At 69.3% G+C, this 24,632-nt stretch carries 25 protein-coding genes; 4 read left to right on the top strand and 21 right to left on the bottom strand.

The genetic code is table 11. The annotated features are described in order from the left end of the window. Positions 1 to 2: 2 nt before the first annotated feature. Positions 3 to 1,049, top strand: a complete 1,047-nt coding sequence (locus R1Z03_RS19930) for a GGDEF domain-containing protein (RefSeq protein WP_284431204.1) — start codon at positions 3 to 5, stop codon at positions 1,047 to 1,049. 73 nt (positions 1,050 to 1,122) lie between these two features. Here the strand turns inward: R1Z03_RS19930 and alaS are convergent, their stop codons facing one another. From alaS to R1Z03_RS19910, 4 genes are all read right to left on the bottom strand, one after another. Then, positions 1,123 to 3,750 carry an alanine--tRNA ligase gene (alaS, locus tag R1Z03_RS19925; protein ID WP_284431205.1) on the bottom strand — a complete coding sequence of 876 codons (2,628 nt, stop codon included), beginning with the start codon at positions 3,748 to 3,750 and terminating at the stop codon, positions 1,123 to 1,125. A 213-nt stretch (positions 3,751 to 3,963) separates the two neighbouring features. Then, entirely contained in the window at positions 3,964 to 5,088 is a 1,125-nt protein-coding gene (locus R1Z03_RS19920) for an ROK family protein (protein WP_317354334.1), read from the bottom strand. 216 nt (positions 5,089 to 5,304) lie between these two features. Continuing rightward, positions 5,305 to 6,495 (bottom strand): YeeE/YedE family protein, encoded by a 1,191-nt coding sequence (locus tag R1Z03_RS19915; RefSeq protein WP_317354332.1) that lies wholly within the window; start codon positions 6,493 to 6,495, stop codon positions 5,305 to 5,307. Between the two features lie 84 nt (positions 6,496 to 6,579). Beyond that, on the bottom strand, positions 6,580 to 7,551 hold the full coding sequence (locus R1Z03_RS19910; RefSeq protein ID WP_284425646.1) for a sulfurtransferase: 972 nt from the start codon (positions 7,549 to 7,551) through the stop codon (positions 6,580 to 6,582). 187 nt (positions 7,552 to 7,738) lie between these two features. On the opposite strand from R1Z03_RS19910, the gene R1Z03_RS19905 reads away from it, so the two are divergent. Further along, positions 7,739 to 8,152 carry a c-type cytochrome gene (locus R1Z03_RS19905; protein ID WP_317354329.1) on the top strand — a complete coding sequence of 138 codons (414 nt, stop codon included), beginning with the start codon at positions 7,739 to 7,741 and terminating at the stop codon, positions 8,150 to 8,152. Between the two features lie 27 nt (positions 8,153 to 8,179). Here R1Z03_RS19905 and R1Z03_RS19900 read toward each other — a convergent pair whose 3' ends face one another. The 6 genes from R1Z03_RS19900 to R1Z03_RS19875 form a co-directional block, all read right to left on the bottom strand. Beyond that, positions 8,180 to 9,112, bottom strand: a complete 933-nt coding sequence (locus R1Z03_RS19900) for a CysB family HTH-type transcriptional regulator (RefSeq protein ID WP_317354326.1) — start codon at positions 9,110 to 9,112, stop codon at positions 8,180 to 8,182. Positions 9,113 to 9,300: 188 nt separating this feature from the next. Further along, complete coding sequence (locus R1Z03_RS19895; RefSeq protein WP_317354324.1) at positions 9,301 to 10,371, bottom strand: iron ABC transporter permease; 1,071 nt, start codon at positions 10,369 to 10,371, stop codon at positions 9,301 to 9,303. Next, complete coding sequence (locus R1Z03_RS19890) at positions 10,368 to 11,366, bottom strand: ABC transporter substrate-binding protein (protein WP_317354321.1); 999 nt, start codon at positions 11,364 to 11,366, stop codon at positions 10,368 to 10,370. Before R1Z03_RS19890 ends, R1Z03_RS19895 begins: the two co-directional genes overlap by 4 nt. Further along, entirely contained in the window at positions 11,363 to 12,139 is a 777-nt protein-coding gene (locus R1Z03_RS19885; RefSeq protein ID WP_317354319.1) for an ABC transporter ATP-binding protein, read from the bottom strand. Before R1Z03_RS19885 ends, R1Z03_RS19890 begins: the two co-directional genes overlap by 4 nt. Before the next feature lies 1 nt (position 12,140). Next, positions 12,141 to 14,312 (bottom strand): TonB-dependent receptor, encoded by a 2,172-nt coding sequence (locus R1Z03_RS19880; protein WP_317354316.1) that lies wholly within the window; start codon positions 14,310 to 14,312, stop codon positions 12,141 to 12,143. A gap of 401 nt (positions 14,313 to 14,713) precedes the next feature. Beyond that, on the bottom strand, positions 14,714 to 15,442 hold the full coding sequence (locus tag R1Z03_RS19875) for a nitroreductase family protein (protein ID WP_317354313.1): 729 nt from the start codon (positions 15,440 to 15,442) through the stop codon (positions 14,714 to 14,716). A gap of 134 nt (positions 15,443 to 15,576) precedes the next feature. Here R1Z03_RS19875 and R1Z03_RS19870 point away from each other — a divergent pair, with 134 nt between their 5' ends. After that, positions 15,577 to 16,140, top strand: a complete 564-nt coding sequence (locus tag R1Z03_RS19870; protein ID WP_272569334.1) for a TetR/AcrR family transcriptional regulator — start codon at positions 15,577 to 15,579, stop codon at positions 16,138 to 16,140. A 36-nt stretch (positions 16,141 to 16,176) separates the two neighbouring features. Here the strand turns inward: R1Z03_RS19870 and R1Z03_RS19865 are convergent, their stop codons facing one another. The 11 genes from R1Z03_RS19865 to R1Z03_RS19815 all read right to left on the bottom strand — a co-directional run bounded on the left by R1Z03_RS19865 (position 16,177) and on the right by R1Z03_RS19815 (position 24,211). Continuing rightward, positions 16,177 to 16,428: a hypothetical protein gene (locus tag R1Z03_RS19865; RefSeq protein WP_284404467.1), complete on the bottom strand. Its 252-nt coding sequence runs from the start codon at positions 16,426 to 16,428 to the stop codon at positions 16,177 to 16,179. A gap of 241 nt (positions 16,429 to 16,669) precedes the next feature. After that, the gene (locus R1Z03_RS19860) at positions 16,670 to 16,885 is read right to left on the bottom strand and encodes a molybdopterin-binding protein (protein ID WP_092743710.1); all 216 of its coding nucleotides are present in this window, start codon (positions 16,883 to 16,885) and stop codon (positions 16,670 to 16,672) included. Between the two features lie 79 nt (positions 16,886 to 16,964). Then, the gene (locus tag R1Z03_RS19855; RefSeq protein WP_284425653.1) at positions 16,965 to 17,786 is read right to left on the bottom strand and encodes an ATP-binding cassette domain-containing protein; all 822 of its coding nucleotides are present in this window, start codon (positions 17,784 to 17,786) and stop codon (positions 16,965 to 16,967) included. A 4-nt stretch (positions 17,787 to 17,790) separates the two neighbouring features. Then, complete coding sequence (locus tag R1Z03_RS19850) at positions 17,791 to 18,768, bottom strand: aliphatic sulfonate ABC transporter substrate-binding protein (RefSeq protein ID WP_284431215.1); 978 nt, start codon at positions 18,766 to 18,768, stop codon at positions 17,791 to 17,793. Between the two features lie 41 nt (positions 18,769 to 18,809). Further along, positions 18,810 to 19,673: an aliphatic sulfonate ABC transporter permease SsuC gene (gene ssuC / locus R1Z03_RS19845; RefSeq protein WP_272569330.1), complete on the bottom strand. Its 864-nt coding sequence runs from the start codon at positions 19,671 to 19,673 to the stop codon at positions 18,810 to 18,812. Then, positions 19,670 to 20,044, bottom strand: coding sequence for a VOC family protein (locus R1Z03_RS19840; protein ID WP_284399990.1), 375 nt, complete (start codon positions 20,042 to 20,044; stop codon positions 19,670 to 19,672). The genes ssuC and R1Z03_RS19840 overlap by 4 nt, the downstream gene beginning before the upstream one ends. A 15-nt stretch (positions 20,045 to 20,059) precedes the next feature. Beyond that, complete coding sequence (gene ssuD / locus R1Z03_RS19835) at positions 20,060 to 21,223, bottom strand: FMNH2-dependent alkanesulfonate monooxygenase (protein WP_284399997.1); 1,164 nt, start codon at positions 21,221 to 21,223, stop codon at positions 20,060 to 20,062. Positions 21,224 to 21,242: 19 nt separating this feature from the next. Then, entirely contained in the window at positions 21,243 to 21,428 is a 186-nt protein-coding gene (locus R1Z03_RS19830) for a hypothetical protein (RefSeq protein ID WP_284425657.1), read from the bottom strand. Between the two features lie 12 nt (positions 21,429 to 21,440). Continuing rightward, positions 21,441 to 22,403, bottom strand: coding sequence for a sulfonate ABC transporter substrate-binding protein (locus R1Z03_RS19825; RefSeq protein ID WP_317354298.1), 963 nt, complete (start codon positions 22,401 to 22,403; stop codon positions 21,441 to 21,443). 146 nt (positions 22,404 to 22,549) lie between these two features. Further along, positions 22,550 to 23,140 carry an NADPH-dependent FMN reductase gene (gene ssuE / locus R1Z03_RS19820; protein ID WP_317354295.1) on the bottom strand — a complete coding sequence of 197 codons (591 nt, stop codon included), beginning with the start codon at positions 23,138 to 23,140 and terminating at the stop codon, positions 22,550 to 22,552. Between the two features lie 48 nt (positions 23,141 to 23,188). Continuing rightward, the gene (locus R1Z03_RS19815) at positions 23,189 to 24,211 is read right to left on the bottom strand and encodes a sulfate ABC transporter substrate-binding protein (RefSeq protein WP_272569324.1); all 1,023 of its coding nucleotides are present in this window, start codon (positions 24,209 to 24,211) and stop codon (positions 23,189 to 23,191) included. 143 nt (positions 24,212 to 24,354) lie between these two features. On the opposite strand from R1Z03_RS19815, the gene R1Z03_RS19810 reads away from it, so the two are divergent. Beyond that, positions 24,355 to 24,627: an oxidative damage protection protein gene (locus R1Z03_RS19810; RefSeq protein WP_284414462.1), complete on the top strand. Its 273-nt coding sequence runs from the start codon at positions 24,355 to 24,357 to the stop codon at positions 24,625 to 24,627. Positions 24,628 to 24,632 lie beyond the last annotated feature (5 nt).

Here is a 24,632-nt window from a genome sequence, read left to right as displayed (position 1 = left end):
CCATGAAGCCCATTCTCGACAACCTGGTCGAAATGACCGGCCACCGCGACCATCTTCGGCTGGAGGTGTCGGTGCTCTCCACGCTCCAGAAGCTGCCCGCGATCAAGGCGGTGCGTGCGCTCGAAATCTTCAAGGACGATGGCATTCCATACGTGCGGCCGCGCACTTGGTGCGACCAGGGCCAGATGGTGTCGACCAACTCCGAAGCGGCGGCCGATTCCCGCCGCGAGCCCCTCACCCAATACGCCGCGCTGCACGAGTGCATCTTGCAGAAGGAGCGGCGCGCGCTGCATTCGCTGCGCAAGGGCGAGCACACGCTGTGGATGCCGGTGTGGATGCACGACGAGGTGCACGCCTGCATCGAGGTGACGCAGTCGCGGCCGTTCTCGGTGCACAAGCTGGACGTGATCCAGAGCGTCTTCTACGTCTACCAGAACTACCAGAGCCTGCTGGACTACAGCGAGCGCGATGCGCTCACGGGGCTGTTCAACCGCAAGACCTTCGACGAGCAGTTCGCGCGCCGCGCGGGCGTGTCCGGCAGCGTGCGCATCGCGGCCGACGAGATGCTCGCGGACGGAGACGGTGCCGACACCAGCGAGCCGCTGCAGCAGTGGCTGGCGGTGGTGGACATCGACCACTTCAAGCAGGTCAACGACCGCTTCGGCCACCTGTATGGCGACGAAGTGCTGATCCTGATCGCCAACATCCTGCGCTCGTCCTTCCGCAGCCACGACCGCATCTTCCGTTTCGGGGGCGAGGAGTTCGTGGTGCTGCTGCGCTCGACCACGCTGTCGACCGCGCACAAGGTGTTCAACCGCTTCCGCCTGGCGGTGCAGGAGTACAACTTTCCGCAGGTGGGCCGGGTCACGGTCAGCCTGGGCTTCGTGTGCACCGACCGCGGTGCGCCGGTCGAAATCCTGGGCCAGGCCGACCAGGCCCTCTACTTCGCCAAGGAAAACGGCCGCAACCGGGTGTGCTACTACGACGAGCTGATCGACCAGGGCCACCTGCACACCAAGGTGTCCAACGACGACGTCGAACTGTTCTGACCGGCCGGCCCTGCGGCTGGCCAAACAACAAAGGCCCGCGATGCGGGCCTTTGTTTTTGCGGCGCCCTGAAAATCAGAGGCGTTCGCCCACCCAACCTTGCACGGATGCCAGCGCCGCGGGCACCGCGGACGCATCGGTGCCACCGGCCATGGCCATGTCAGGCTTGCCGCCGCCCTTGCCGCCGACCTGCTGGGCCACGAAGTTGACAAGCTCGCCGGCCTTGACCTTGCCCACGCTGTCGGCGGTCACGCCGGCCGCCAGCTGAACCTTGTCGCCATCGACGGCCGCCAGCACGATCACGGCAGACTTGAGTTTGTCCTTGAGCTTGTCCATGGTGTCGCGCAGGGTCTTGGCATCCGCGCCGGGCAGTTGGGCCGCCAGCAGCTTCACGCCCTTGATGTCCACCGCCTGGGCGAGCATCTCGTCGCCCTGCGCCGAAGCGAGCTTGCCCTTGAGTGCGGCCACTTCACGCTCCAGCCCCTTCACCTGGTCCAGCGTCTGGCCGATGCGGCCGTTCAGCTCGGCCACCGGTGCCTTCAGCACGCTGGCCGCACGGGTCACGGTGTCTTCGAGTTGCTGCAGATAGGCCAGCGCGTTGCTGCCGGTGACGGCCTCGATCCGCCGCACGCCGGCTGCCACGCCGCCTTCGGCCACGACCTTGAACAGCCCGATGTCGCCGGTACGCGCCACGTGCGTGCCGCCACACAGTTCGCGGCTGGTGCCGATGTCCAGCACCCGCACGCTTTCGCCGTACTTCTCGCCGAACAGCATCATGGCGCCGGTCTTCTGGGCCGACTCGATGTCCATCACGCGGGCGCCGGTGGGGGTGTTGGCCAGGATTTCCTCGTTCACGCGGCGCTCGATCTCGCGGATCTGCGCATCGGTCACCGGGGCATTGTGGGCAAAGTCGAAGCGCGTGCGCTCGGCGTTCACCAGCGAGCCCTTTTGCTGCACATGGCTGCCCAGCACTTCGCGCAGGGCCTTGTGCATCAGGTGGGTGACGGAGTGGTTGCGCATGGTGGCGGCGCGCAGCGCCGTGTCCACCTCGGCCGTCACGGTGTCGCCCACGTTCAGGGTGCCCGCTTCCAGGCTACCGTGGTGACCGAACACGTCGGCCTTGATCTTGAGCGTGTCGGCCACCGCGAAGCGGGCCGAGCCGCTGGCGATGACGCCCTGATCGCCCACCTGGCCACCGCTTTCGGCGTAGAACGGCGTGGTGTCGAGCACCACGACGCCCTCCTGCCCCGAGCGCAGCGCAGCCACGCCGACGCCGTCCACATAGATGGCAGTGATCTTGGCGGTCTTCTCGGCCAGTTGCTCGTAGCCGGTGAAGCGGTTGACGTCGCCGGTGTACTCCAGCGCCTTGTCCATCTTGAACTTGCCGGCCGCGCGGGCCTGGGCCTTTTGCTTGTTCATGGCTTCGGCGAAACCGGCCTCGTCCACGGTCACGCCGCGCTCGCGGCACACGTCGGCCGACAGGTCGAGCGGAAAGCCGTACGTGTCGTGCAGCTTGAAGGCCACGTCGCCGGGCAGCACCTTCGCGCCGCCGGCCAGAGCGGCGTCCAGAATTTCCATGCCGTTGGCCAGCGTCTCGAAGAAGCGTTCCTCTTCGGTCTTGAGCACGTCGGTGATGCGCTGCTCCTGCTCGCGCAGCTTGGGGTAGGCGTCCCCCATCTGCTGGGCCAGGTCCTTGACGAGCTTGTGGAAGAAAGGCGTCTTCTGGCCCAGCTTGTAGCCATGGCGGATGGCGCGGCGCACGATGCGGCGCTCGACGTAGCCACGGCCTTCGTTGCTCGGCAGCACACCGTCCACGATGAGGAACGAGGTCGCGCGGATGTGATCGGCGATCACCTTCAGCGACGGGTTGGACAGATCGGCCGTGTGGGTCTCGCGGCCCGCGGCCTTGATGAGCGCATCGAACAGATCGATCTGGTAGTTGCTGTGCACGTGCTGCAGGATGGCGGCCAGGCGCTCCAGGCCCATGCCCGTGTCCACGCATGGTGCGGGCAGTGGCTTGACGGAGCCGTCCTCGGCCATGTCGAACTGCATGAACACGTTGTTCCAGATCTCGATGAAGCGGTCGCCGTCCTCGTCCGGGCTGCCGGGCGGGCCGCCGGGGATCTCGGGGCCGTGGTCGTAGAAGATTTCGCTGCAGGGGCCGCAGGGCCCCGTGTCGGCCATCATCCAGAAATTGTCGGACTTGTAGCGGCCGCCCTTGTTGTCGCCGATGCGGATCACGCGCTCGGGCGGCAGGCCGATCTCCTTCGTCCAGATGTCGTAGGCCTCGTCGTCCTCTTCGTAGACGGTGGCCAGCAGGCGTTCGGCCGGCAGCTGATAGACCTCGGTGAGCAGTTCCCAGGCCCACTTCAGCGATTCGCGCTTGAAGTAGTCGCCAAAGCTCCAGTTGCCCAGCATTTCGAAGAACGTGTGGTGGCGGGCCGTGTAGCCCACGTTCTCCAGGTCGTTGTGCTTGCCACCCGCACGCAGGCATGCCTGGACGGAGGTGGCACGCTGGTAAGGACGCTTGTCGGTGCCCAGGAACACGTCCTTGAACTGCACCATGCCCGAGTTCGTGAACATCAGCGTCGGGTCGTTGCCCGGCACGAGCGGGCTCGACGGAACGATGGTGTGGCCCTTCGACGCGAAGAAGTCGAGGAAAGTCTTGCGGATGTCTGCGACGCTGGAAGTGGGCTGGCTCATCTTGGAATCTGGTGGGGTGCCGAGGTGCCTCAACGCATGTGAGGCCCATGAAGTCCCGGCGAGGGCTGGGGACGTCGATTATAGGTTTCGGGGCATGCCGGAGGGCGGCCCGCCCTATTGGGCAGCGCGGCGCCCTTCCAAGGCGCCGGAGATCGGCCCTGCCCTGTCCTGCGGGTCTTCCGCGCCCTGCCCCGCCGGGCGCGGGCCTGCGGCTCAGCCGTCCGCGCGGTTCGTGTAGCTGGCGTTGCCCAGGCCCGTGCCCACGGTGAGCACGGCCCAGTGTTTCACGTCGGTGGTGAATGGCAGCTCCGACAGGCCCTGCACCACCGCATCGTTGTGCAGGCAGACCTGCGTGCGGCCCTGGCCGATGTAGGGCAGGCGCTCGCACAGGTCGCGCGGCAGGTGAAAACGGATGCTCTCCCAGTTGCCCGGCAGGTTCTGCGTGCCGCCCGCCAGCGACCCGTCTTCGCAGACCAGCCCCGGGCAGGCCACGCCGACGTAGGGCGCGAGGCGGATGTTTTCCTTCTCGGCATGGGCCACGAGGTCTTCCAGCATCTCCGCGATGCCTTCGACCAGTTCGTCGCGCTTGGGGGCGTCGTCGGCATGGCCCCACTTCTCGCGGATCAGCACCTCGGCCTTGGACATGTCGGGCGCGCTGTGCAGGTGGGTCTGCACGATGCCGCAGCGCACGTTGGTGCCGCCGATGTCCACAGCCAGAATGGCGTCGTAGCTCTGCAGCAGCGCCGGCGGCGCCAGGTGCACCCAGCCGATCAGGCCACCCTCGTCCGCGTGGTGGTGCAGGGTGCGCAGTTCGACGGAGGTCTTTTCCTTCTTGAGGATTTCGGCGGCCCGGGCGATGGCCCGTTCACCCACTTCGCTCTGGTGAAAGCCCCCACCGATGATCACGCGCTTCACGCCGCGCCACGTCTTGTGCTTGAGAAAGCACTGCACCACGTGGGACAGCTGCAGCGCGTAGTCCTCCGAGGCAGCCTCGATGGCGCGGGCGGCGGTGCCGTCCTTTTCGAGCAGCTCGTCCAGGCGCTGCTTGCTGATCTCGCGCGTGGGCTTGCTGCCCAGTGGGTCCTTGCCGGCCATGTCGGTGTAGAGCTTGCGCCAGGCATCGAGCATTTCGCGGAAGGCGGTGCGGCTGGCGTTGTCGCCCACAAAGCCGTCGCCGTCGCGCAGCTCCAGGCTGTACCCGTCGATGGTGACCGAGGCCAGGCGCAGGTCGCCGTGCGGTCCCAGCACGCACAGATCGCGCTGCGCCTTGATGTCCTTCTCGCTCACGGCCGGACCGGCGGGTTTGTCTTTTTCTTTCTCTTTGTCTTTGGATGCCATGCGTTCCCTGAATCGGATGCGGGCCCGCGGCGCGGGCGACCCGCCGATGGTGGCTCGACCGGGCACGGGCCCTCCGTCAGCCAAGACGCCCTTTGTCGTCGGACAGTGCCGCGATGCACACCTGGCCCCACAAGTCGCAAAAACGTGATCTGCTACGAATTTAGTAGCAATACAGGCATGAAATCCGCCGGCATCGAGGCCAAAACACTTCAAGCATCAGCGGGCGGCCCGGCCCGCCCGCCAGGCCCGCGCCCTCACCCCGCCCCAGACCGCCACGAACACCGCGGCCCCGAACACCCAGCCCGACAGCGCGCCGGCCATGCCCCCCGACAGCAGGGTACCGACGGTGCACCCCAGCCCGGTCATCGCGCCCCAGCCCAGCAGCACGCCGCCACCCAGGCCCCGCACGGCGTCGCGCCCGTTGGGCCAGCGGGGCGCGAACTGGCCGCTGGCCAGCGCCGCGATGAAAGCGCCCGCGACCAGCCCGCCGATCAGCACCGCGTTGGGCGTGAGCCAGGTCGCCTGCAGGGCCGTGGCGCATCCTGCCAGGCTGTCCAGGCCGTCGAGCCGGTCGGGGATCCACCCCTGCCCCTGCGCCAGCGAGCGGGCCGCGCTGCCCAGCGTCGCCGTGACACCCAGCGGCCGCATGCGCACGATCACGAAGGCACCGATGATCCCCACCGCCAATCCGCCCGCCCAGTACGGCCAGCGGCCCGCCCACAATCGCCGCCATGCCTCGCGCAGGCCTGGCACGCCCGGGGGCGCGGCGGCGGCCCCGGGCGCCTCGTGGGCGAATCCGCGCCACAGCCAGGCCGCGATGGCCGCCAGCACGCCCAGCTGCAGCGCCAGCGCGCCGCCGTAGCCCAGGTGCGCCGGCAGCCACACGACCGGTGCGTCGGCCACGCTGGCGCTGTACAGCGGGTTCCAGGTGCGAAACCCCAGGATGAACCCGCCGGCCGATCCGATCAGGGCGAAAGGCGCGACGGGCGAGCCCTCCGCCAGCCGGTACCAGTGCGCGCTGATGCACGAGCCCGACACCACCATGCCGGCGCCGAACGCCAGGCCCGCGGCCACCAGGGCCAGGCTCACCGGGCCGATGTGCATGTCCGCCGGCAATTGCCCGGCCGTGGGCACCGGCACCCAGCTGCCCAGCACGACGGTGTATCCCACCGTGCCCACGGCCAGCGCCAGGACCAGGGCCAGCAGGCCGCGCGGGTTGCCGTCGGCGAACCAGTCGCGGGCATGGCAATAAAAGCAAAAGCGCGACCGCTGCAGCACCACGCCCAGCACGGCGCCCACCGCCAATGAGAAAGCCAGCGTGCGCCCGCCCGGCTGGCCCTGCAGCGCCAAGGCGGCAACCCCCACCGCGGCCAGCAATCCCCATGAAAACAGTCCCGCAACGCGCATGGCCAAAACCTCCGGACAAAAAAAAGCCCGCACGCGGCGGGCTTGAAAAGAGACCCCCTACTGACAAACTGTTTTGGCCCGGCGCTACTTGGCGGCCCAGAGGGTGCCGGACGGGTTGGTGATGGGCACGCCCACGGCATTGCCGTATTCGGTCCACGAACCGTCGTAGTTGCGCACCTCGTAGCCCAGGATCTTGCTCAGCGCGAACCAGGTGTGGCTGGAGCGCTCGCCGATGCGGCAGTACGTGATGATCGGCTTGCTGCCGTCGATGCCCGCGGCGGCGTAAAGCTTCTTCAATTCTTCGGCCGATTTGAACGTGCCGTCTTCGCGCACCGCCTGGCCCCACGGCACATTGGCCGCGCCGGGAATGTGGCCCGCGCGGACCGACAGCTCGGGCACGCCGGCCGGGGCGAAGACCTTGCCGGTGTATTCGTCCGCCGAGCGGATGTCCACCAGCCGGGCATCGCTGCGCCCTTCGGCCACCGCCAGCGCGTCGGACAGCCGGGCCCGCAGCTGGGTGTTGACGCTGGCGACGCGGTAGGTGGTGGCCACGGGTTCGGGCACCCGGTTGTTCAGCGGCCGGTTCTCGGCCTCCCATTTCTTGCGGCCGCCGTCCAGCAGCTTCACGTCCTTGACGCCGTAGATGTCGAACACCCAGGCGCCCCAGGCAGCGAACCAGTTGCTGGTGTCGCCGTAGAGCACCACCGTGGTGTCCGGTGCCACGCCGGCTTTGGACAGCAGCGCCTCGAATGCCTCCTTGCCCACGATGTCGCGGCGCACCTTGTCGTTCAGGTCGGAATGCCAGGAGAAGTTGACTGCGCCGGGCACGTGGCTGCGCTCGTACAGGCCGGGGTTCACGCTGACCTCGATCACGCGGACCTTGGCGTTGTCCAGGTTCTGCGCCAGCCAGTCGGTGGTGACCAGCGGACCCTGCGGTACCGGCGTGGCCGCGAAGGCGGTGCCGCACAGCGCGATGGCCGCGCCCAATGCCAGGGCATACAGGCCGTCGCGCCATGTCGGGAGGTGGCGTTGAAATCGCAATGCTGCAGTCGTCATCCCTCGTCCTTTCGCTGGAGTGCCCACTGCGCCGTGCGGTGGGCTTGGAGCGAATCTATCGGGGCCGATGCGCTGGCCCAAGCGACAAGAACGCGTTTGGATATGCGCAAAACGGCAGGCCGGACAACGGAGGCGGTGCGTGGGCGCCATCCCATCGTGCCGCATGCGCACCGCTATGCTCGACGGCATGACCCACGCCCTTTTCCGCACCGCCATGGCCCCACGCACCCTGCCCCGTTCCGCAGGCCCGGCCACCGGGCCGCGGCTGGGCTGGCACGGGGCCGTGACGGTGCTGGCGGGCCTGTGGCTGGCGAGCGCTGCCGTCACCGGCGAGGCCGCCGAGGATCGGCACCTGGGTCAGGAGCATAGCTGCATGGCCTGCCACGGCATGGTCCGCAAGCAGGTGGGGCCGGGGTTCGCCCAGATCGCCGAGCGCTACCGCAACGACCCGGAGGCGCCGGTCCGGCTGGCCGGCAAGATCCGCAACGGCAGCGTCGGCACCTGGGGCCGCGTGATCATGCCGCGCCAGGCCCGCATCACCGAGCCCGAGGCGCGGGCCCTCGCGCTGTGGGTGTTGTCGCAGCCTGCCCCGCCGCCTTGAGCGCTGGCTGGCCCTCTTTCGCCCGGCTCAGGGCACGGGCGCCTTCATGGCGGCTTCCACCGCCTCGCGCGTGAGGGTCGGCACGAAGCTCTCGATGAAGCGGTAGGCATAGCCGCGCATCCAGCTGCCGCGCCGCAGGCCCAGGCGGGTCAGGTTGACCTCGAAGAGGTGGCGCGCGTCCAGCATGCGCAGGTGGCGGTCGCGGTCGGGGTCCACGGCGATGGAGGCGACGATCCCCACGCCCATGCCCAGTTCCACGTAGGTCTTGATCACATCGGCATCCATGGCGGTCAGCACCACGTCAGGCGTCAGGCCCTCGCGCGAGAAGGCCTCGTCGATGTGCGCGCGGCCGGTGTAGCCCAACTCGTAGGTGATGATCGGAAAGCGCGCCAGCTGCTGCAGCGTGACGGGCTCGGCCTGGTCCAGCAGCGCATGCCCCGGCGGCACCACGATGCTGTGTGACCACCGGTAGCACGGCAGCGTGACCAGACTGTCGTAACCGGCCAGCGCCTCGGTGGCCACGCCGATGTCGGCCTCGCCGGACAGCAGCATTTCGGCCACCTGGCGGGGCGAGCCCTGGTGCAGGTGCAGCGACACGTGGGGGTACAGCGCCCGGAAGTCGCGCACCACCTGGGGCAAGGCGTAGCGCGCCTGGGAGTGCGTGGCCGCCACGGACAGGCGCCCTTCCTGCGCGGCGCTGAAGTCCAGGCCGGCGCGCTTGAGGTTCTCGGCCTCCAGCAGCAGCCGCTCGACGATGGGCAGCAGCGTGGCGCCGGGGGGCGTGAGCCCGGTGAGGCGCTTGCCCGCGCGGGCGAAGATTTCAAGACCCAGCTCTTCCTCCAGCTCGCGGATCTGGCGGCTCACGCCGGGTTGCGAGGTGTAGAGCATGGCGGCCACCTCGGTCAGGTTGAAGCCGCAGCGCACGGCCTCCCGCACGGAGCGCAGTTGCTGAAAGTTCATGCGCCGCCCCTTTCGGGCCAGGCGTCAGCCGATCGTGGAAGGCCTGGGGAAATGTCGGTTGCCACGGAGAGCGGTCGGATCACGGAAAACACCTTTCAGGGAAGCTGCCGCGATCTTAGGAGTCGGCCCTTCAAACCAGAAAGAATATATTTCCATGACTTAGGATCAAAAACATCTGATGATCCATGTCAGTCCGCCACCCGACGCCGCAGCAGCGCCATCACGAACACGGCGCCGATGCCCGCCGTGACGATGCCCACCGGCAATTCCTGCGAGCCCAGCAGCGTGCGTGCCACCAGATCGCTCGCCAGCAGCAATGCGCCCCCCATCACCCCGGCCAACGGCAGGAACGCGGCATGCAGGGGCCCCGACAGCCGCCGCGCCAGATGCGGCACCATCAGGCCGACGAAGCCGATCACCCCGGCAAGCGCCACGCAGCAGGCCGTCGCCACCGCGGCCACCACGAAGGCCTGCGTGCGCAGCCGCTCGGGCGCGATGCCCAGGCTGTGGGCGGTGTCGTCGCCGGCCAGCAGCGCATCCAGTGCGCGGTGGCGGCGCCAGACGAACACCATGGGCACGGCCAGCCCCAGGCATGCCAGCCACAGGTTGTCCCACCGCGCCAGCCCCAGGCCGCCGAGCGACCAGAAGACCACGGCATGCGCCGCGCGCTGATCGCCCGCAAAGACCAGCCCGTGCGTCAGCGCGCCGAACAGAAACGACACCGCCAACCCGGCCAGCACCGTCTGCGCAGGCCCCTGCCCGCCCGCGCGGCGCACCAGCAGCAGCACGGCGCCCGCTGCCACCACGGCCCCGGCGAAGGTCGCGGCCGGCAAGGTCCAGGCGCCCAGCCATTCGCCGGTCAACGTGATGACGGCCACGGCGCCCGTGGAAGCCCCCGAGGACAGGCCGAACAGGAACGGGTCGGCCAGGTCGTTGCGCGTGGTGCTTTGCAGCAGGCCGCCCACCAGGGCCAGCGTGGCGCCCACCAGCAGCGCCAGCACCACACGCGGCAGGCGCAGGTCGCGCACGATGGCCTGCGCCATGTCACCCGCCGGCGCGCCGAACACGCCGGCCCAGGGCCCCGCCAGTGCCGCGGCGGCCTCGCGCCACGACACGGGCGCGCTGCCCGCGGTGAGCGACGCCATGACCAACAACGCCAGGGCCAGCGCGATCCCCCATGGCGCCGCGCGGCGCAGCGCGATCCGCAGAGGCACTGCGCTGCGCCGCGCGGTGCGGGCATCCGCCCCCGGCGGCGTCATGGTGCCTGCCTCAGGGCGCGGGCCAGCTTCTCGATGGCGTCGATGTTGGCGGGCCCGGGCGTCAACTCGGCATAGCGCAGCGTGACGAAGCGGCGCTGGCGCACGGCGTCGGTCAGCCGCATGGCCGGGTGCGCCTGCAGGAGGCGCTGAAGGTGTTCCGGGCCCTGGCCATTCTGGTAGTCCAGCAGGACGATGACCTGCGGGTTGCTCGCCGCGACCGTCTCCCAGGCGCTGGTGCCCCAGCTCATGGGGGCATCGCCCAGCACGTTGCGCCCGCCCGCGGCCTCGATCAGGGCCGTGGGCATGGCGGCGCGGCCCGCGGTGAAGGGCTTGTCCTCGCCCGAGTCGTAGACGAACACGCGTGGCGGCTGCGGCAGCGGCGACCGGGTCGCGGCCCGGACCCGCTCGCGCCACTGCGCGATGAGCCGCTCGGCCTCGGCACGGCGGCCGAAAACGGTGCCCAGGCGCAGCAGGTCGCCGTACAGCAGGTCCATCGTGGCGCGCGGTTTGTCGCCGAGCGTGTGCGCGCAGCTTTCGGTCAGGATCAGCGTCTGGATGCCGTGCGGCGCCAGGGTGGCAGGGGTCACCTCGCCCCCAGGCTGCATGCCGTAGTACCAGCCGGCGAAGAACAGGTCGGGCTTGGCGGCCAGCAGCGTTTCCAGCGTGGGGTACTTGGGGGCCAGCTCCGGAATGGCCCCCAGGCTGCGCAGGAACGCCGCATCGGTCTTGTACCAGCCAGTGATGCCCGTCACGCCCACCATGGACGACTGCAGCCCGAGCGCCATCGCCATCTCGACCATGTTCAGGTCGTGCACGACCATGCGCTGGGGCGGCGCGGCGATGCGCAGCGTGTCGCCGCAGTTGGGCACGGTGACGGGGAACCCCGGCACCGAACCCGCACCCTGCGCCAGCGCGAGGCCCGCGCCGCACAGCACGCCGGCCACCGCCAGCGCCAGGGATCGGCCGGCCGCCCACCGCCGCAGCGCGCGCCTCATGCCGCCACCTTGCGCTCGAACGACCACAGCGTGCCGCCATGGCGCGGGTGCCGCGTGTGAACCAGTTCCATGCCGAACACGGCGGCCACGCGGTCAGCGCTCAGCGCCTCATCGGGCGGGCCGTCGGCCACCAGGGCGCCGCGGTCCAGCATCCACACCCGGTCGGCAAACGAAGGCACCAGGCCCAGCTCGTGCAGCGCAGCCACCACGGTGATGCCGAGCCCGCGCACCAGGGCCAGCAGGTCAGCACGCGCCGCGAGGTCGAGGTGGTTGGTGGGCTCATCCAGCAGCAGCAGCGCGGGCTGCTGCGCCAGGGCGCGGGCCAGGTGCACGCGCTGGCGCTCGCCGCCCGACAGGGTGGACAACGCCCGGTGCACCAGGGAGTCGACCGCGCAGGTGTGCAGGGCCTCCTCCACCGCCCGCGCGTGCTCCGCGCGGCCGGCATGGTGCTGGTGGGGCAGCCGCCCGAGGGCGACGTAATCGTGCACGCGGAACGCGAGGTCGGCGGTTTCGGTCTGCCCCAGCACGGCGATGTGCCGCGCACGCTCGGGCGCCGGCCAGGCGGCCAGGTCGTGCCCGAGCACGCTCACCCGGCCCTCGGTGGGCACGGCCCGCGCGCCCAGCAGCCTCAAAAGCGTGCTCTTGCCCGCGCCGTTGGGGCCGACCAGGGCCACGCATTCGCCGCGGGCCGCGCAGGCGTTCACGCCGTGCAGCAGCGGGCGCCCCTGCGGGGTGCGAAAGCCCAGGCCCTCGGCCCGCAGCAGCGCCTGCATGTCACAGCGTCCAGCGCAGGGCCAGCTCGAAGCTGCGCGGGGCGCCCAGCAGGATCTGGTCCGGGTAGAACGGATCGGCCCAGGCCGCGTACACGCGGTTGGTCAGGTTGCGCCCGCGCAGGGTCAGCTGCACGCCGCGGGCCACGTCCACGGCCACGGCAGCGTCGAGCGCGGTGTAGGCCGCCAGCCGCACGGTGTTCGCATCGCTGTGGAACCGCTCGCCCACATGCCGCAGCGAGGCCGATACCTGCACCGGCACACCGGCCACGAAGCGGTAGCCCACGCCGGCATTGGCCACCACGCGCGGGGCGTTGGGTGGTGTGTTGCCAGAGAGCGAGCCGCCACCGGCCAGCGCGTAGTCCTGGTAGCGCGCGCGGTTCAGCGCCAGGTTGGACCACAGGCTCCAGTGCGCATCGGGCCGCAGCGCCACCGAGGCCTCGGCGCCCCGCGACTGCAGGGCCCCTGCCACGGCCAGCGACTGCCCGCCCTGCGCGGCATAGACGTTGCGGCGCTCGGTGTCGTACACCGCGAGCGTCCATTCGCCGCGGTCCTGCCAGAACGACTGCTTGACCCCGGCCTCCACATTGCGCGTGCGGGTCAGGTCCAGCGGCTGCGTGCCGCGCAGCAGGAACAGGTTGTTGGCCGCCACGTCGGCGCCCGTGGCGTACTGGCCATACACGGTGGTGCCGGCGGCTGGGGTCCAGGTCAGGCCGACGCGCCCCGTGGTTGGGTGCCAGGCCTTGTCGAACGGAAAGCCGGCGCGCGGCGCACCGGCGGCATCGGTGGAGGTGCGCGACAGCTCGATGGATTCGTGCCGCAGTCCGCCGAGCAGCGTCCAGCCCGGCGCAACCGAGAACCGGTCTTCCAGCGCGAGCACCGTGTTGCGCACGCCGCTCGTCTGCCATTGCCGGGTGAGCGGGCCGTAGGTGCCACGATCGGGGTTCACCAGGCTCACGCTGTCACCCGGAAAATTGGCCGCGCCGGGGCGGGTCAGGTCGAGGTCGCTGTATTCGAGCGCCGCCACCCAGCGGTTGTCGCGGCCGGCGATCTGGCCGTCCCACTGCAGCTCGGTCTTCTGGCCCACCGAGGTCTGGTCCTGGGCCACGTAGAAGCGCTCACGGTCCACCAGGCCGGTGCCGGCGTTGAACGCGGCGATCTCGTTGTTGAACCAGGTGCGCGTGGCTGTGTAGCGGTAGATCTGTGTGCGCAGCGTGAAGGCGCTGTCGATGCGCCAGTCCATGCTGGTGCGCAGCCAGGTTTCGCGCGCGTCGTTGCGGTTGTCCAGCACGTTGTAATTGGTGCGCAGCGTGCGCCGGTCGATCGCGACCGGGCCGAGCGCGCTGCCGTTGAAGCCCGACGTGTAGGTGCCGGACACCACGCCGCCCTCGGGCTCGATGCCGGGCGCGGCGGCGGAAACCAGCGGCGTTCCCCAATAGCTGCTGCCCCGGTCGCGCTTGACCTCGGCCGCCACGAAGAACTTGAGGCCGGGGCGCACATGCCAGTCCAGCCCGCCCGACAGGTGGCGGTTGTGCTGATGGGTGCCTTGCACGGGGCCGTCGCTGTCCGAGCCGCTCAGGTCGATGCGGTAATCCAGGTCCTTCCAGGCGGTGGTGCCGCCTGAGCCCATGCGGACGCGGCGCTCGCCGAACGAGCCGGCCGCCGTCTCGACCTCGGTCTGGACCGGGCCGCGGTGCGGCGCGCGGGTGACGAAGTTCACCGCCCCGCCCGAGGCGCCCTCGCCCGACATCAGCGAGGCCGCGCCTTTCAGGAATTCGATGCGCTCCAGGTTGGCGGTGTCCATGACGCGCGAGGTCATGTTGGGCGGACCGATCTTGATGCCGTTGTAGAGCGTGTTGATCTGGCTGTTGGCAAAGCCGCGCATCGAAAACGCACTGGGCTCGGCCGGAAAGTCCCCGGCCGTCACGCCCACGGCGGCCTGGGCCGCTTCGGTGACGGTGCGCAGCCCGCGTTCGCCCAGCACCTGGCGCGAGACCACGTCGATGGATGCCGGCGTTTCGCGCACCGACAGGCCCAGGCGGGACGCGCCCTCGGCCGGCTGGTCCAGCGCGCCCGGCGTGGCTTGCTCCTTCACGACCACCGTGGGCAGCGCGGCGGTGCTGCCGCCCTCCTGGGCCATGGCGCCGGGCGCGGACAGCGCCAGCAAAGGGGTCAACCAGAGGGAAGCTGTCGGGCAAAGCGGTCGCATGATGGGATGGAAAAAGACAGGGAGCGGCCTTTGAGAGCCAGGCCGGCGTGGACGGTGGAAAAGGCAGGACCCGATGCGCGCGAGCCGTGCGGATGCCAAGGCCGCCGGCGGCCGGGGCAGAGCGCCACGGCGGGATCACAGGGAAAGGTGCCGCAGTTTAAAAGGGGATGAGGATGGCCGAAGGTGAATTTATTTACTACTGCAACTGAGTTGCAACAGCAGATTCTAGACCCAATAACGCAACACGGATGCGTTATTGCAAATTCCGACAGACCATACTGACGAGCATCCCGAACGCGGGCGGCCCGGCTCCTGGCACGGCACGGCACGGCACGGAGCACGCCGGCCGCGTGGCGTCACCCTGCCGGTCAATGGGCGACGACCGACTCTTCCAAAGGCAGGCGCCAGCGATCCTCGACGCGGGCGTCATCGGCGCGGTAGCCCAGCGCCACAACGAGGGGGATGACGGTGCCGCGCGGCAGTCCCAGCAGCTTGGCGACGGCGGACGCGGAGAAGCCCTCCATGGGGCACGAATCGATGCCCTTCGCCGCCGCGGCCAGCAGCAGGGTCTGGGCCGCGAAGATCGCATTGCGCGCGGCCCACTGGCGGCCGCCGATGTGCCCCACAGGCAGCAGCGACAGCGTGGGGCGCGCCCAGGCGGCCAGCAGCAGCCACGGCGACCACAGCACCGACGAGCCCGTACCCAGGATCCGCTGGAACATGCCGATCTGCTTGCGGTGGTAGGCCTTCGATTCCGGCCCCAGCACGGTCGATCGTTCGACATGGTCGAGCTGCGCCTGGGCGGTGCGCCGCCCGATGGCGGGACTGGCGGCAAAGACGACGAAATCCGCGGCCGATGCCGCCGCCTTCTGCCCGTTGCAGGCCTGTGCGAGGCGGGCTTTCACGGCCGGGGTGCGAACCCAGTGCAGCTCGTAGGGCTGCATGTTTCCGCTGGACGGGGCGAAGGTGGCCTCGCGCAGCAGGGCCCGGACATCCGCTTCCGGAATCGGTGTGGGCCGGAATCGGCGGATCGCCCGGCGAAAGCGGTTGGCGGCTTGGAAGGCATCCCAGGGATGCAGCAGGTCTTGTGTTTTCATGCTTTAAATCGTAAGTTAAAGCTTTTATTTCCGAAACTCGCGTTCCCATGCCGTCCCCGCGCAAAAGCAAAACCGCTGCCACGCCCCGCAAAATCCCGGTCCAGGCGCGCTCGCGCGCCACCGTGGATGCCATCATGCAAGCCGCGACTTACATTTTGACCAAGGTGGGCTGGGCAGGATTCACCACGAATGCCATCGCCGAGCGCGCGGGCGTGAACATCGGCTCGCTCTACCAGTTCTTTCCGAACAAGGAGGCGGTGATCGCAGAACTGCAGCGGCGGCATGCCGTCGAGACGCGCTCTGACCTGCGCAAGGCGCTGCAGGTCCTGCCGGAGCAGCCCTCCCTGCGAAAGGCGCTAACGGTGGTCGTCGAGATGATCGTGGAGGAGCACCGCGCCGCGCCCGCCGTGCACAAAGCCATCTACGACGAACTGCCCCGCACGGTGCGCGGCCTGGAAGAAGACAAGCACCAGCTGCGCGGGGAATTCCTGGAGGTGATCCGGCCGCTCATGCAGAACGTGCCGGACCCGGACCTGGCGACCTACCTGGTGGGCGTGGCCGCGCATGCGGTCGTGCACACCGTGACCGCGGAGCGGCCCAAGTTGCTCGGCGACCCCCGCTTCGCCCCGGAGCTGGTCACCTTGCTGGAGAACTACCTGTGCCGCACCGCGCCTTCGCAGCGGGACGAAAACGCCTGAGGCAGCCGCTTCGCTTCGCCGCGCCGGGCGTGCGCCCTACCAGCGCCGGCCCAGCGGCAGGTACCGCAGGACGCTGGCCAAGCCCTGGCGCCCGCTGGCGGCCCGCACCAGCAGCGCACTGCCCAGCGCAGAGCCGACGGTGCGCCGCAAGGGCGAGGGGCTGCGGCGCGAGGCCAGCAGCAGCGCGGCGCCCGCGCCCAGCACCAGCCAGTGCTCGCCCTGGAAGCCGGGGCGCCGGTCGTCGTACCGCTGGAGCCGCTTGAATGATTCGATGGGAGAAGGATTCATGGGAGTGCCTCGTTGGAACAGGCCTCGACGCTACCGAGGTGCCGCACGCAACGGTGTCGGAAAGCGCCCGCACGGATGAAGGCGGACACGCCGGGCGCCGTGCCGCAGCGCCCCCCCAGCAGGATCGCTCCACCATGGAAAAGGCGGCCCGCAGGCCGCCTTTTAAAGCAAGTGCTACTTTTTTTATAGCACAACGCCCTAGTGAATCATGCGCCAGGGGCGTTTTTGGCCCCGATGCCCTTCACAGCTTGGCGATCGACACCTCGGTGGATTTGACCAACGCCACGACGTCGGAGCCCACGACCAGGCTCAGTTCATCGACCGAGCGCGTCGTGATGACGGAGGTGACGATGCCCCAGGGCGTCTCGACATCGACCTCGGACACGACGTCGCCGCGGACGATCTCGCGCACTTTGCCCTTGAATTGATTGCGCACGTTGATGGCTTGGATGGACATGGTTTTCTCCTTGAAAAGTCCGGGAACGGAAAACGGTGGGATCGAAAATCAGGGGAACGGAACGATGGAAGGCGTCGTTTCAGACCGCCCAGCGCAGCCCGTGCGCGGGAATGCCGGGCCAGGCCGGATCGGCCGGCGGGTCGGCGTCGGGCTTTTGCAGCACGCGGTCGAGGATGCGTTTTTCGATGGCGGCGAACGCGGCGTCGCCCTGCGAGCGCGGGCGGGCCAGGTCGATGCGCTCGTCCAGCGCGATGCGGCCGTCCTCGATCAGCACCACGCGGTCGGCCAGGGCCACGGCCTCCTGCACGTCGTGGGTGACGAGCAGCGCCGTGAAGCGATGGCGCTGCCACAGCCCCTCGATGAGGCGGTGCATCTCGATGCGGGTGAGCGCATCCAGCGCACCCAGCGGCTCATCGAGCAGCAGCAGGCGCGGCTGGTGCACCAGGGCGCGCGCCAGGGCCACGCGCTGGCGCTGCCCGCCCGACAGCCGGGCCGGCCATTCGCCCTCGCGGTCGGCCAGGCCCACCTGCGCCAGCACCTCGCGGCCCCGCGCCTGCGCGGCCTTGGGCAGGCCGATCGTCACGTTGTCGAGCACCCGGCGCCAGGGCAGCAGCCGGGCTTCCTGGAACATGATGCGCGTGTCGCCGTGCAGGCCGGCCACGGCTTGGCCGTCGGTGGTGAGCGTGCCGCTGCTGGCGGCCTCCAGCCCGGCCACCAGCCGCAGCAAGGTGCTCTTGCCGCAGCCGCTGCGGCCCACGATGGCGATGAATTCGCCGGGTTCGATTTCCAGTTGCGCGTTGCGCAGCACCTCGCGCTGGCCGTAGCGCTTGGACAGGCCGCGCGCCTGCAGGCGCACGCCGCCGGCGGGGGATGCAGAAGAGGAAGGTCGGGCGTCAGGCATGGGGTCAGGCTCCGGGCTTGAACAGGGGAACGGCCAGGGCATCCACCCGGCGCGGGATCAGCTTCTCGGCAAAGAAGGCATCGGCGATGCGCTGCTGCTCGGCCAGTCCTTCGGGCACCACGGGCCGCACGGAATAGCTGCGGCGGCCGTTGGCCTGCTCGATGACGGACGCATCCAGGCCCCACACGGGGGCCAGCAGCGCGGCGGCCTCCCTGGGGTAGGCCTTGGTCCAGCGGCCGGCCTTTTCCAGTTCGGCATACAGGGTGCGCAGCACGTCGGGCCGCGCCTGGGCGAACCGGGTGCTGGCCAGGTAGTAGCGCTGGTACGACGCCAGGCCCGTGCCGTCGGCCAGCACCCGGGCGCCAGACTGCTGCCGCGCGGCCGCGAGGAACGGGTCCCACACCACCCAGGCATCGATGGCGCCGCGCTCGAAGGCGGCGCGGCCGTCGGCGGGCGTGAGGTAGGCCGGCTCGATGTCCTTGAACGACAGGCCGGCTTTTTCCAGCGCGGCGATCAGCAGGTAGTGCGCGCCCGCCGCCTTGGCGAAGCCGACCTTCTTGCCCTTGAGCTCGGCCACGGTCTTGAGCGGCGAGTCCGCCCGCACCAGGATGGCCTGGGCCGTGGGCGACGGTGCCTCCTGTGCCACGAAGGTCACGCGGGCCCCGGCGGCCTGGGCGAACACCGGCACGGTGTCGGCCACGTCGGCGCTGAAGTCCAGGTTGTCGAGGTTGAGCGCCTCCAGCAGCGGCAGGCCGCTCGTGAACTCGTGCCACACGGGCTGCACACCCAGCGGCGCGAGCTGCTTTTCCAGCGTGCCCTGCACTTTCAGCAGCGCGGTCAGCGTGGACGACTTCTGGTAGCCAATGCGCACCACGGACGGCGCAGCGCCTTGTGCGGCGGCCAGCCCGGTGCCGCCCAGCGTGGCCGTGGCGGCCAGCGCCGCCAGCACCGTGCGGCGATTGGGGGAATGGGAAAAGGTCATGGGCGGTTTCTTTCTTTCGGTCGAGCGCACGGCGGGCGGGTTCAGGACTTGGCCTGGTAGCCGGGATGCCAGCGCAGCCACCAGTGCTCCAGCCCGCGGGCGAACACATCGGCCAGCTTGCCGAGCAGCGCATACAGCAGGATGCCCACCAGCACGATGTCGGTCTGCAGGAACTCGCGGGCGTTCATGGTCAGGTAGCCGATGCCGGCCTGGGCCGAAATCGTCTCGGCCACGATCAGGATCACCCACATCAGCCCCAGCGAAAAGCGCAGGCCCACCAGGATGGACGACAGTGCTCCGGGCAGGATGATTTCGCGGTACAGCTGCCAGCGCGACAGGCCGTAGGTTCGGCCCATCTCGATCAGGCCCGGGTCCACGTTGCGGATGCCGTGGAAGGTGTTCAGGTAGATCGGAAAGAACACCGACACGCTGATGAGGAACAGCTTGGCCGACTCGTCGATGCCAAACCACAGGATCACCAGCGGAATGAGCGCCAGCGCCGGGATGTTGCGCACCATCTGGATGGTGGAGTCGAGCAGCGTCTCGGCCAGCCGCAGCGAGCCGGTGAGCAGCCCCAGCACCAGCCCCAGGCCGCCTCCGATCGCCAGGCCCGCCAGGGCACGGCTGGCGCTCACCTTCACATGGGTCCACAGCTCGCCCGATTCGGTGAGCGTCCACGCGGCCTTGACCACGTCCAGCGGCGCCGGCAGCACGCGGGTGGACAGCCACCCCAGGGCAGACGCCACCTGCCACAGCGCGATCAGCGCGACCGGCACCAGCCAGGGCAGCAGGCGGCGCCACACGGCGGCCACCAGCTGCACCAGCGGCGCAGGCAAGGCGCCCGCCGGGCCTTCGGGCGACTCGGGCAGGGGCGAGACCTGCAGCTCTCGTACCGTATCGGTCATGCGTCGTACCTCGGTTCGTTGTCGGGTTCGAGGAACTCCAGCTGGTTGCCCGCCGGGTCCTTCACATAAAAGCGCAGGTAGCCGGGCAGCGCCCGGTTCTCCACCAGCGGTAGCTCGGCCTGCAGCAGCCGCCCGCGCAGCTCGGGCAGGTTCTCCACCTCGAACGCCAGGTGGGACACGGCAGGCGCCGGCTGCCAGCGTTCGGTGGGCACCAGCTCGATGCGCTGCGCCCCCGCGGCAAAGCGCAGGGTGCTGCCGATGGGGTGGATCAATTCCGGCAGCCCCAGCAGCGTGCTGTAGAAGTTGCGGATCTGGCCCTCGGCGCCCGCCGGAAAGGCCAGTTGCACATGGTTGATGGAATGGATCGCCATGGTCTGCCCCGCCGCTCAGCTTTGCGACGCGCGCGGCGCGTACTGGTTGCCCACGACCTCGCCGAATGGCCCGCCGGGCGCGCCGCCCGCGAGCTTTTCCTGCAACGCCAGCGGCAGCAGCGGAAACACCAGCTCGGCAAAGCGGTACGCCTCTTCGAGGTGCGGGTAGCCCGACATGACGAAGGTGTCGATCCCCAAGGCGGCGTACTCCTTGATGCGGTCAGCCACGGTCTGCGGATCGCCCACCAGGGCTGTGCCCGCGCCGCCGCGCACCAGGCCCACGCCGGCCCACAGGTTGGGGCTGATCTCCAGGTCGGCCCGGGAGCGCTTGGCCCCGCCCGCATGCAGCGCGGCCATCCGGCGCTGCCCCTCGGAGTCCATGCGCGCGAACACGGCCTGGGCCTGCACCACGGTTTCGTCCTTCACGCGGCTGATGAGGCTCTCGGCCGCGGCCCAGGCCTCGGCATCGGTCTCGCGCACGATCACGTGCAGGCGGATGCCGAACTTCACCGTGCGGCCCAGCCGCGCGGCCTTCTCGCGCACATCAGCCACTTTCTTGGCCACTTCGGCGGGTGGCTCGCCCCAGGTCAGGTAGGCCTCCACCTGTTCGGCCGCCAAGTCGTGCGCGGCGGCCGAGGAGCCGCCGAAGTACACCGGCGGATACGGCTTTTGCAGCGGCGGGAACAGCAGCTTGGCGCCCTTGACCGAGAGGTGCTTGCCCTCGTAATCGAAGGTGCCGCCGTCGTGGCTGCGCGTGAGGATCTCGCGCCAGATGCGGATGAACTCGGCCGACTGCTCGTAGCGCGCCGCATGGTCGAGGAACACGCCGTCGCCTTCCAGCTCGACCTGGTCGCCGCCCGTCACCAGGTTGATCAGCAGCCGCCCGCCCGAGAGCCGGTCGAACGTGGCCGCCATGCGCGCGGCCAGGCTGGGCTGGTGCAGGCCCGGCCGCACGGCCACCAGGAACTTGAGGCGGCGCGTCACCGCCACCAGGCTGGACGCCACCACCCACGGGTCTTCGCACGAGCGCCCGGTGGGAATGAGCACGCCTTCGTAGCCCAGGCTGTCGGCCGCGACGGCCACCTGCTTCACGTAGTCGTGGCTGAGCTGGCGCGCGCCTTCGGTGGTGCCCAGATAGCGGCTGTCGCCATGGGTGGGAATGAACCAGAACACTTGCATGCGATGACCTCGTCGTCGTTCAGTAGGAAATGGCGAAAAATGGCGCCCGCGCCACGGCCCGGCGCCGGCGCGCAGCCCGGGGTGCCGGGGCGAGCGCCAGCACGCGGGCGCTTTCGCGCGGCGCCGACAGGCCCCAGGCCTGGGCAGTCACGCCCAGCACCCGGCGCACGCGCACCTGCAAAGGGGTTGGGAAAGGTGCGGACATGGGTGCACCCTTTCAGAGCAGGTCCACCGGAGCGGCGTCCTGCAGGTTGAGCTTGCGGGGGATGAGCTTCAGGTCGAAGAAGGTGTCGGCGATCACCTGCTGCTCGGCCAGGATGTCGCGCGACACCAGCGAGGTACCGTAGCCCGCCCGGCCCACGAACAACTCGGTGACGGCGCGGTCCAGTCCCAGCACGGTGGACAGCTCCGCCGCGGCCTCGGCCTTGTGCGCGGCAATCCACTTGTCGATGGCGTCCACCTCCTGGATGGCGACGCGCAGCACGTCGGCGTTCCTGGCGGAATAGTCGCGCGAGGAAAAGTAGTAGGCGCGGTTGTTCGCCACGCCCGTGGCATCGGCCAGCACGCGGGCCTGCAGCGTCTTTTGCGCCGACGCGAGGAACGGGTCCCAGATCACCCAGGCGTCCACGGCGCCTTTCTCGAAGGCCGCCCGCGCATCGGGCGGCGCGAGGAAGACCGGCTGCACGTCGCGGTAGTGCAGGCCGTGCTTTTCCAGCACCTTGACCAGCAGGTAGTGCACGTTCGAGCCCTTGTTGAGCGCGACGCGCAGGCCCTTCAGCTCGGCCACGCTCTGGATCGCCGAGCCCTTGGGCAAGACGACGGCCTCCAGCTGCGGGCGCGGCACCGTGGCCCCCACGTACACCAGCGGCGCTCCGGCCGCCTGGGCGAAGATGGGGGGCGCTTCGCCCACGTCGCCGAAGTCGATCGAGCCGACGTTCAGCGCCTCCAGTTGCACCGGGCCGGCATTGAACTCGGTCCAGGTCACCTTCACGCCCAGCGGCGCCAGGCGCTTTTCCAGCGTGCCACGGGCCTTGAGCAGCGACAGCCAGCCCTTTTGGTGGCCCACGCGCAGGACGCGGTCGCCCTTCTGGGCCAAAGCGGGCGGCAGGCCGGCGGCCAGCACGGTGCCGAGGCCGGAAGCCACCATCCGGCGGCGCAGGGAAGAGAAATTCGAAGTCATGCGATCGGTCTTTCTGGCGAGGTCCACCGGGTGCGGGCGGCGATGCAGCGGCCTGCCCGCGGCGGGCGGGTTCTCAAAGATGGGGAGGGCTTGGGGAGGAGCGGACGGCGGGGGTCGGCCCACAGGCCGGCGCCGCCCGGGGCGCGTCAGACGCTACATCGCACCTGGGAGAAATGCACCGGCGCGAACCGCGTGGCCTGGGCCGGCGCGGGGCGCAGGGTTTCGGTGATGAGCACGTTCACGGCGTCGTCCAGCCGGGAGGACACGTCGTGCCCCACCTCGTAGGCGCCCTCGGGCGTGAGCGTGACCTGGGCATCGGTGGCGTAGATGCCCGGCAGGATGTGCTTGGCACCCAGCGACTGCAGCACCGGCCGCAGCGCGTAGTCCAGCGCCAGCATGTGGTGGGCGCTGCCGCCGGTGGCCAGCGGCAGCACGGTCTTGCCCTTGAGCGCCGCCTGCGGCAGCAGGTCGAGAAAGACCTTGAGCACGCCGCTGTAGGCCGCTTTGTAGACGGGTGTCGCCACCACCAGCACGCTGGCCTCGGCCACGCTGTCCACCGCGTGGGCGATGGAGCGGTGGCCCGTGTCCGCCAGCAGCAGCGCCTGGGGCGACAGGTCGCGGATGTGCAGGCGCTGCACCAGCGCACCGCGCACCGACAGGCGCTGCGACACGGTATCCAGCAGGGCGGCGGAGCGGGAACGCTCCGAGGGGCTGCCGGCGATCAGGAGGACGGACATGGAATGGGGCTTTCTAGCGCGGGCGGATTGGCAAGAGCGCCGTCGTCTTCACTTCTTGGTGTAGATCTGGTCGAAGCTGCCGCCATCGGCGAAGTGCGCCTTGTCGGCCTTCGCCCAGCCGCCGAAGGCCTGGTCGATGGTCACCAGCGTGAGCTTGGGGAACTGCTTGTCGTACTTGGCCTTGGCCTTGTCGCCCGTGGGGCGGTAGAAGTTCTTGCCGGCGATGTCCTGGCCTTCGTCGGAGTACAGGTACTTGAGGTATTCCTCGGCGACGGCGCGGGTGCCCTTCTTGTCCACGTTCTTGTCCACCACCGCCACGCTGGGCTCGGCCAGGATGGACAGCGACGGCACGACGATCTCGAACTTCTCGGGGCCGAACTCCTTCAGCGCCAGAAAGGCTTCGTTCTCCCAGGCCAGCAGCACGTCGCCCACGCCGCGCTGCACGAAGGTGATGGTGGAGCCGCGGGCGCCGGTGTCCAGCACGGGCACATTGCTGTACAGCTTGGCGACAAAGTCCTTGGCCTGTGCGTCGCCACCGTACTTGCGCTTGGCGAATTCCCAGGCGGCCAGGTAGTTCCAGCGGGCGCCGCCGGAGGTCTTGGGGTTGGGGGTGATCACCTGCACGCCGGGCTTGGCCAGGTCGTCCCAGTCCTTCAGACCCTTGGGGTTGCCCTTCTTCACCAGGAACACGATGGTCGAGGTGTAGGGGGCCGAATTGTGTGGCAGGCGTTTTTGCCAGTCGGCCTTGACGAGGCCGCCGTGCGTGACAAGCGCATCGATGTCGCCGCCCAGTGCCAGCGTGGCCACGTCGGCATCGATGCCGTCGATGATCGAGCGCGCCTGCTTGCCGGAGCCGCCGTGCGATTGCTTGATCGCCAGGTCCTGGCCGCTCTTGGCCTTCCAGTGCTTGGCGAACGCCTGGTTGTATTCGACGTACAGCTCCCGGGTGGGGTCGTAGGACACGTTCAGGAACTGCACCGGCTGGGCCAGCGACGGCAAAGCCGTCAGGGCCATACCGGCCAGCAGGGCGGCGGCGAGGGGAAACTTGATAAAGTCGCGGCGAACGTTCATGAGAGGCTTTCTTTTGTGGAATGCGGTCCGGTGCAAATCACCGATGCAACGCATTCTGAAAGTCGCTCTTCAAAACTGGAACTACTGAAATTTCAGTTTTAAATACCCAAAACATCTAAACCACCTTTCCAGGACCCTTCCCCATGGCACGTACCGTTCAATGCATCAAACTCGGCAAGGAAGCCGAAGGCCTCGACTTTCCCCCCTATCCCGGTGACCTGGGCAAGCGCATCTGGGAGGGCGTCAGCAAGGAAGCCTGGGCCGCCTGGCTCAAGCACCAGACGATGCTGGTGAATGAAAACCGCCTGAACCTGGCCGACGCCCGCGCCCGCCAGTACCTGGCCCGGCAGATGGAGCAGCACTTCTTCGGCGAAGGCGCCGACGCCGCCCAGGGCTACGTGCCGCCCAGCGCCTGAACCGC

Origin of the sequence: Acidovorax sp. BLS4 (genome assembly GCF_032929295.1) — a bacterium.
Classification (GTDB): domain Bacteria; phylum Pseudomonadota; class Gammaproteobacteria; order Burkholderiales; family Burkholderiaceae_C; genus Paracidovorax.
Note: the sequence above shows the minus strand (reverse complement) of the source record. Positions and strands in the feature narration are given on the sequence as shown.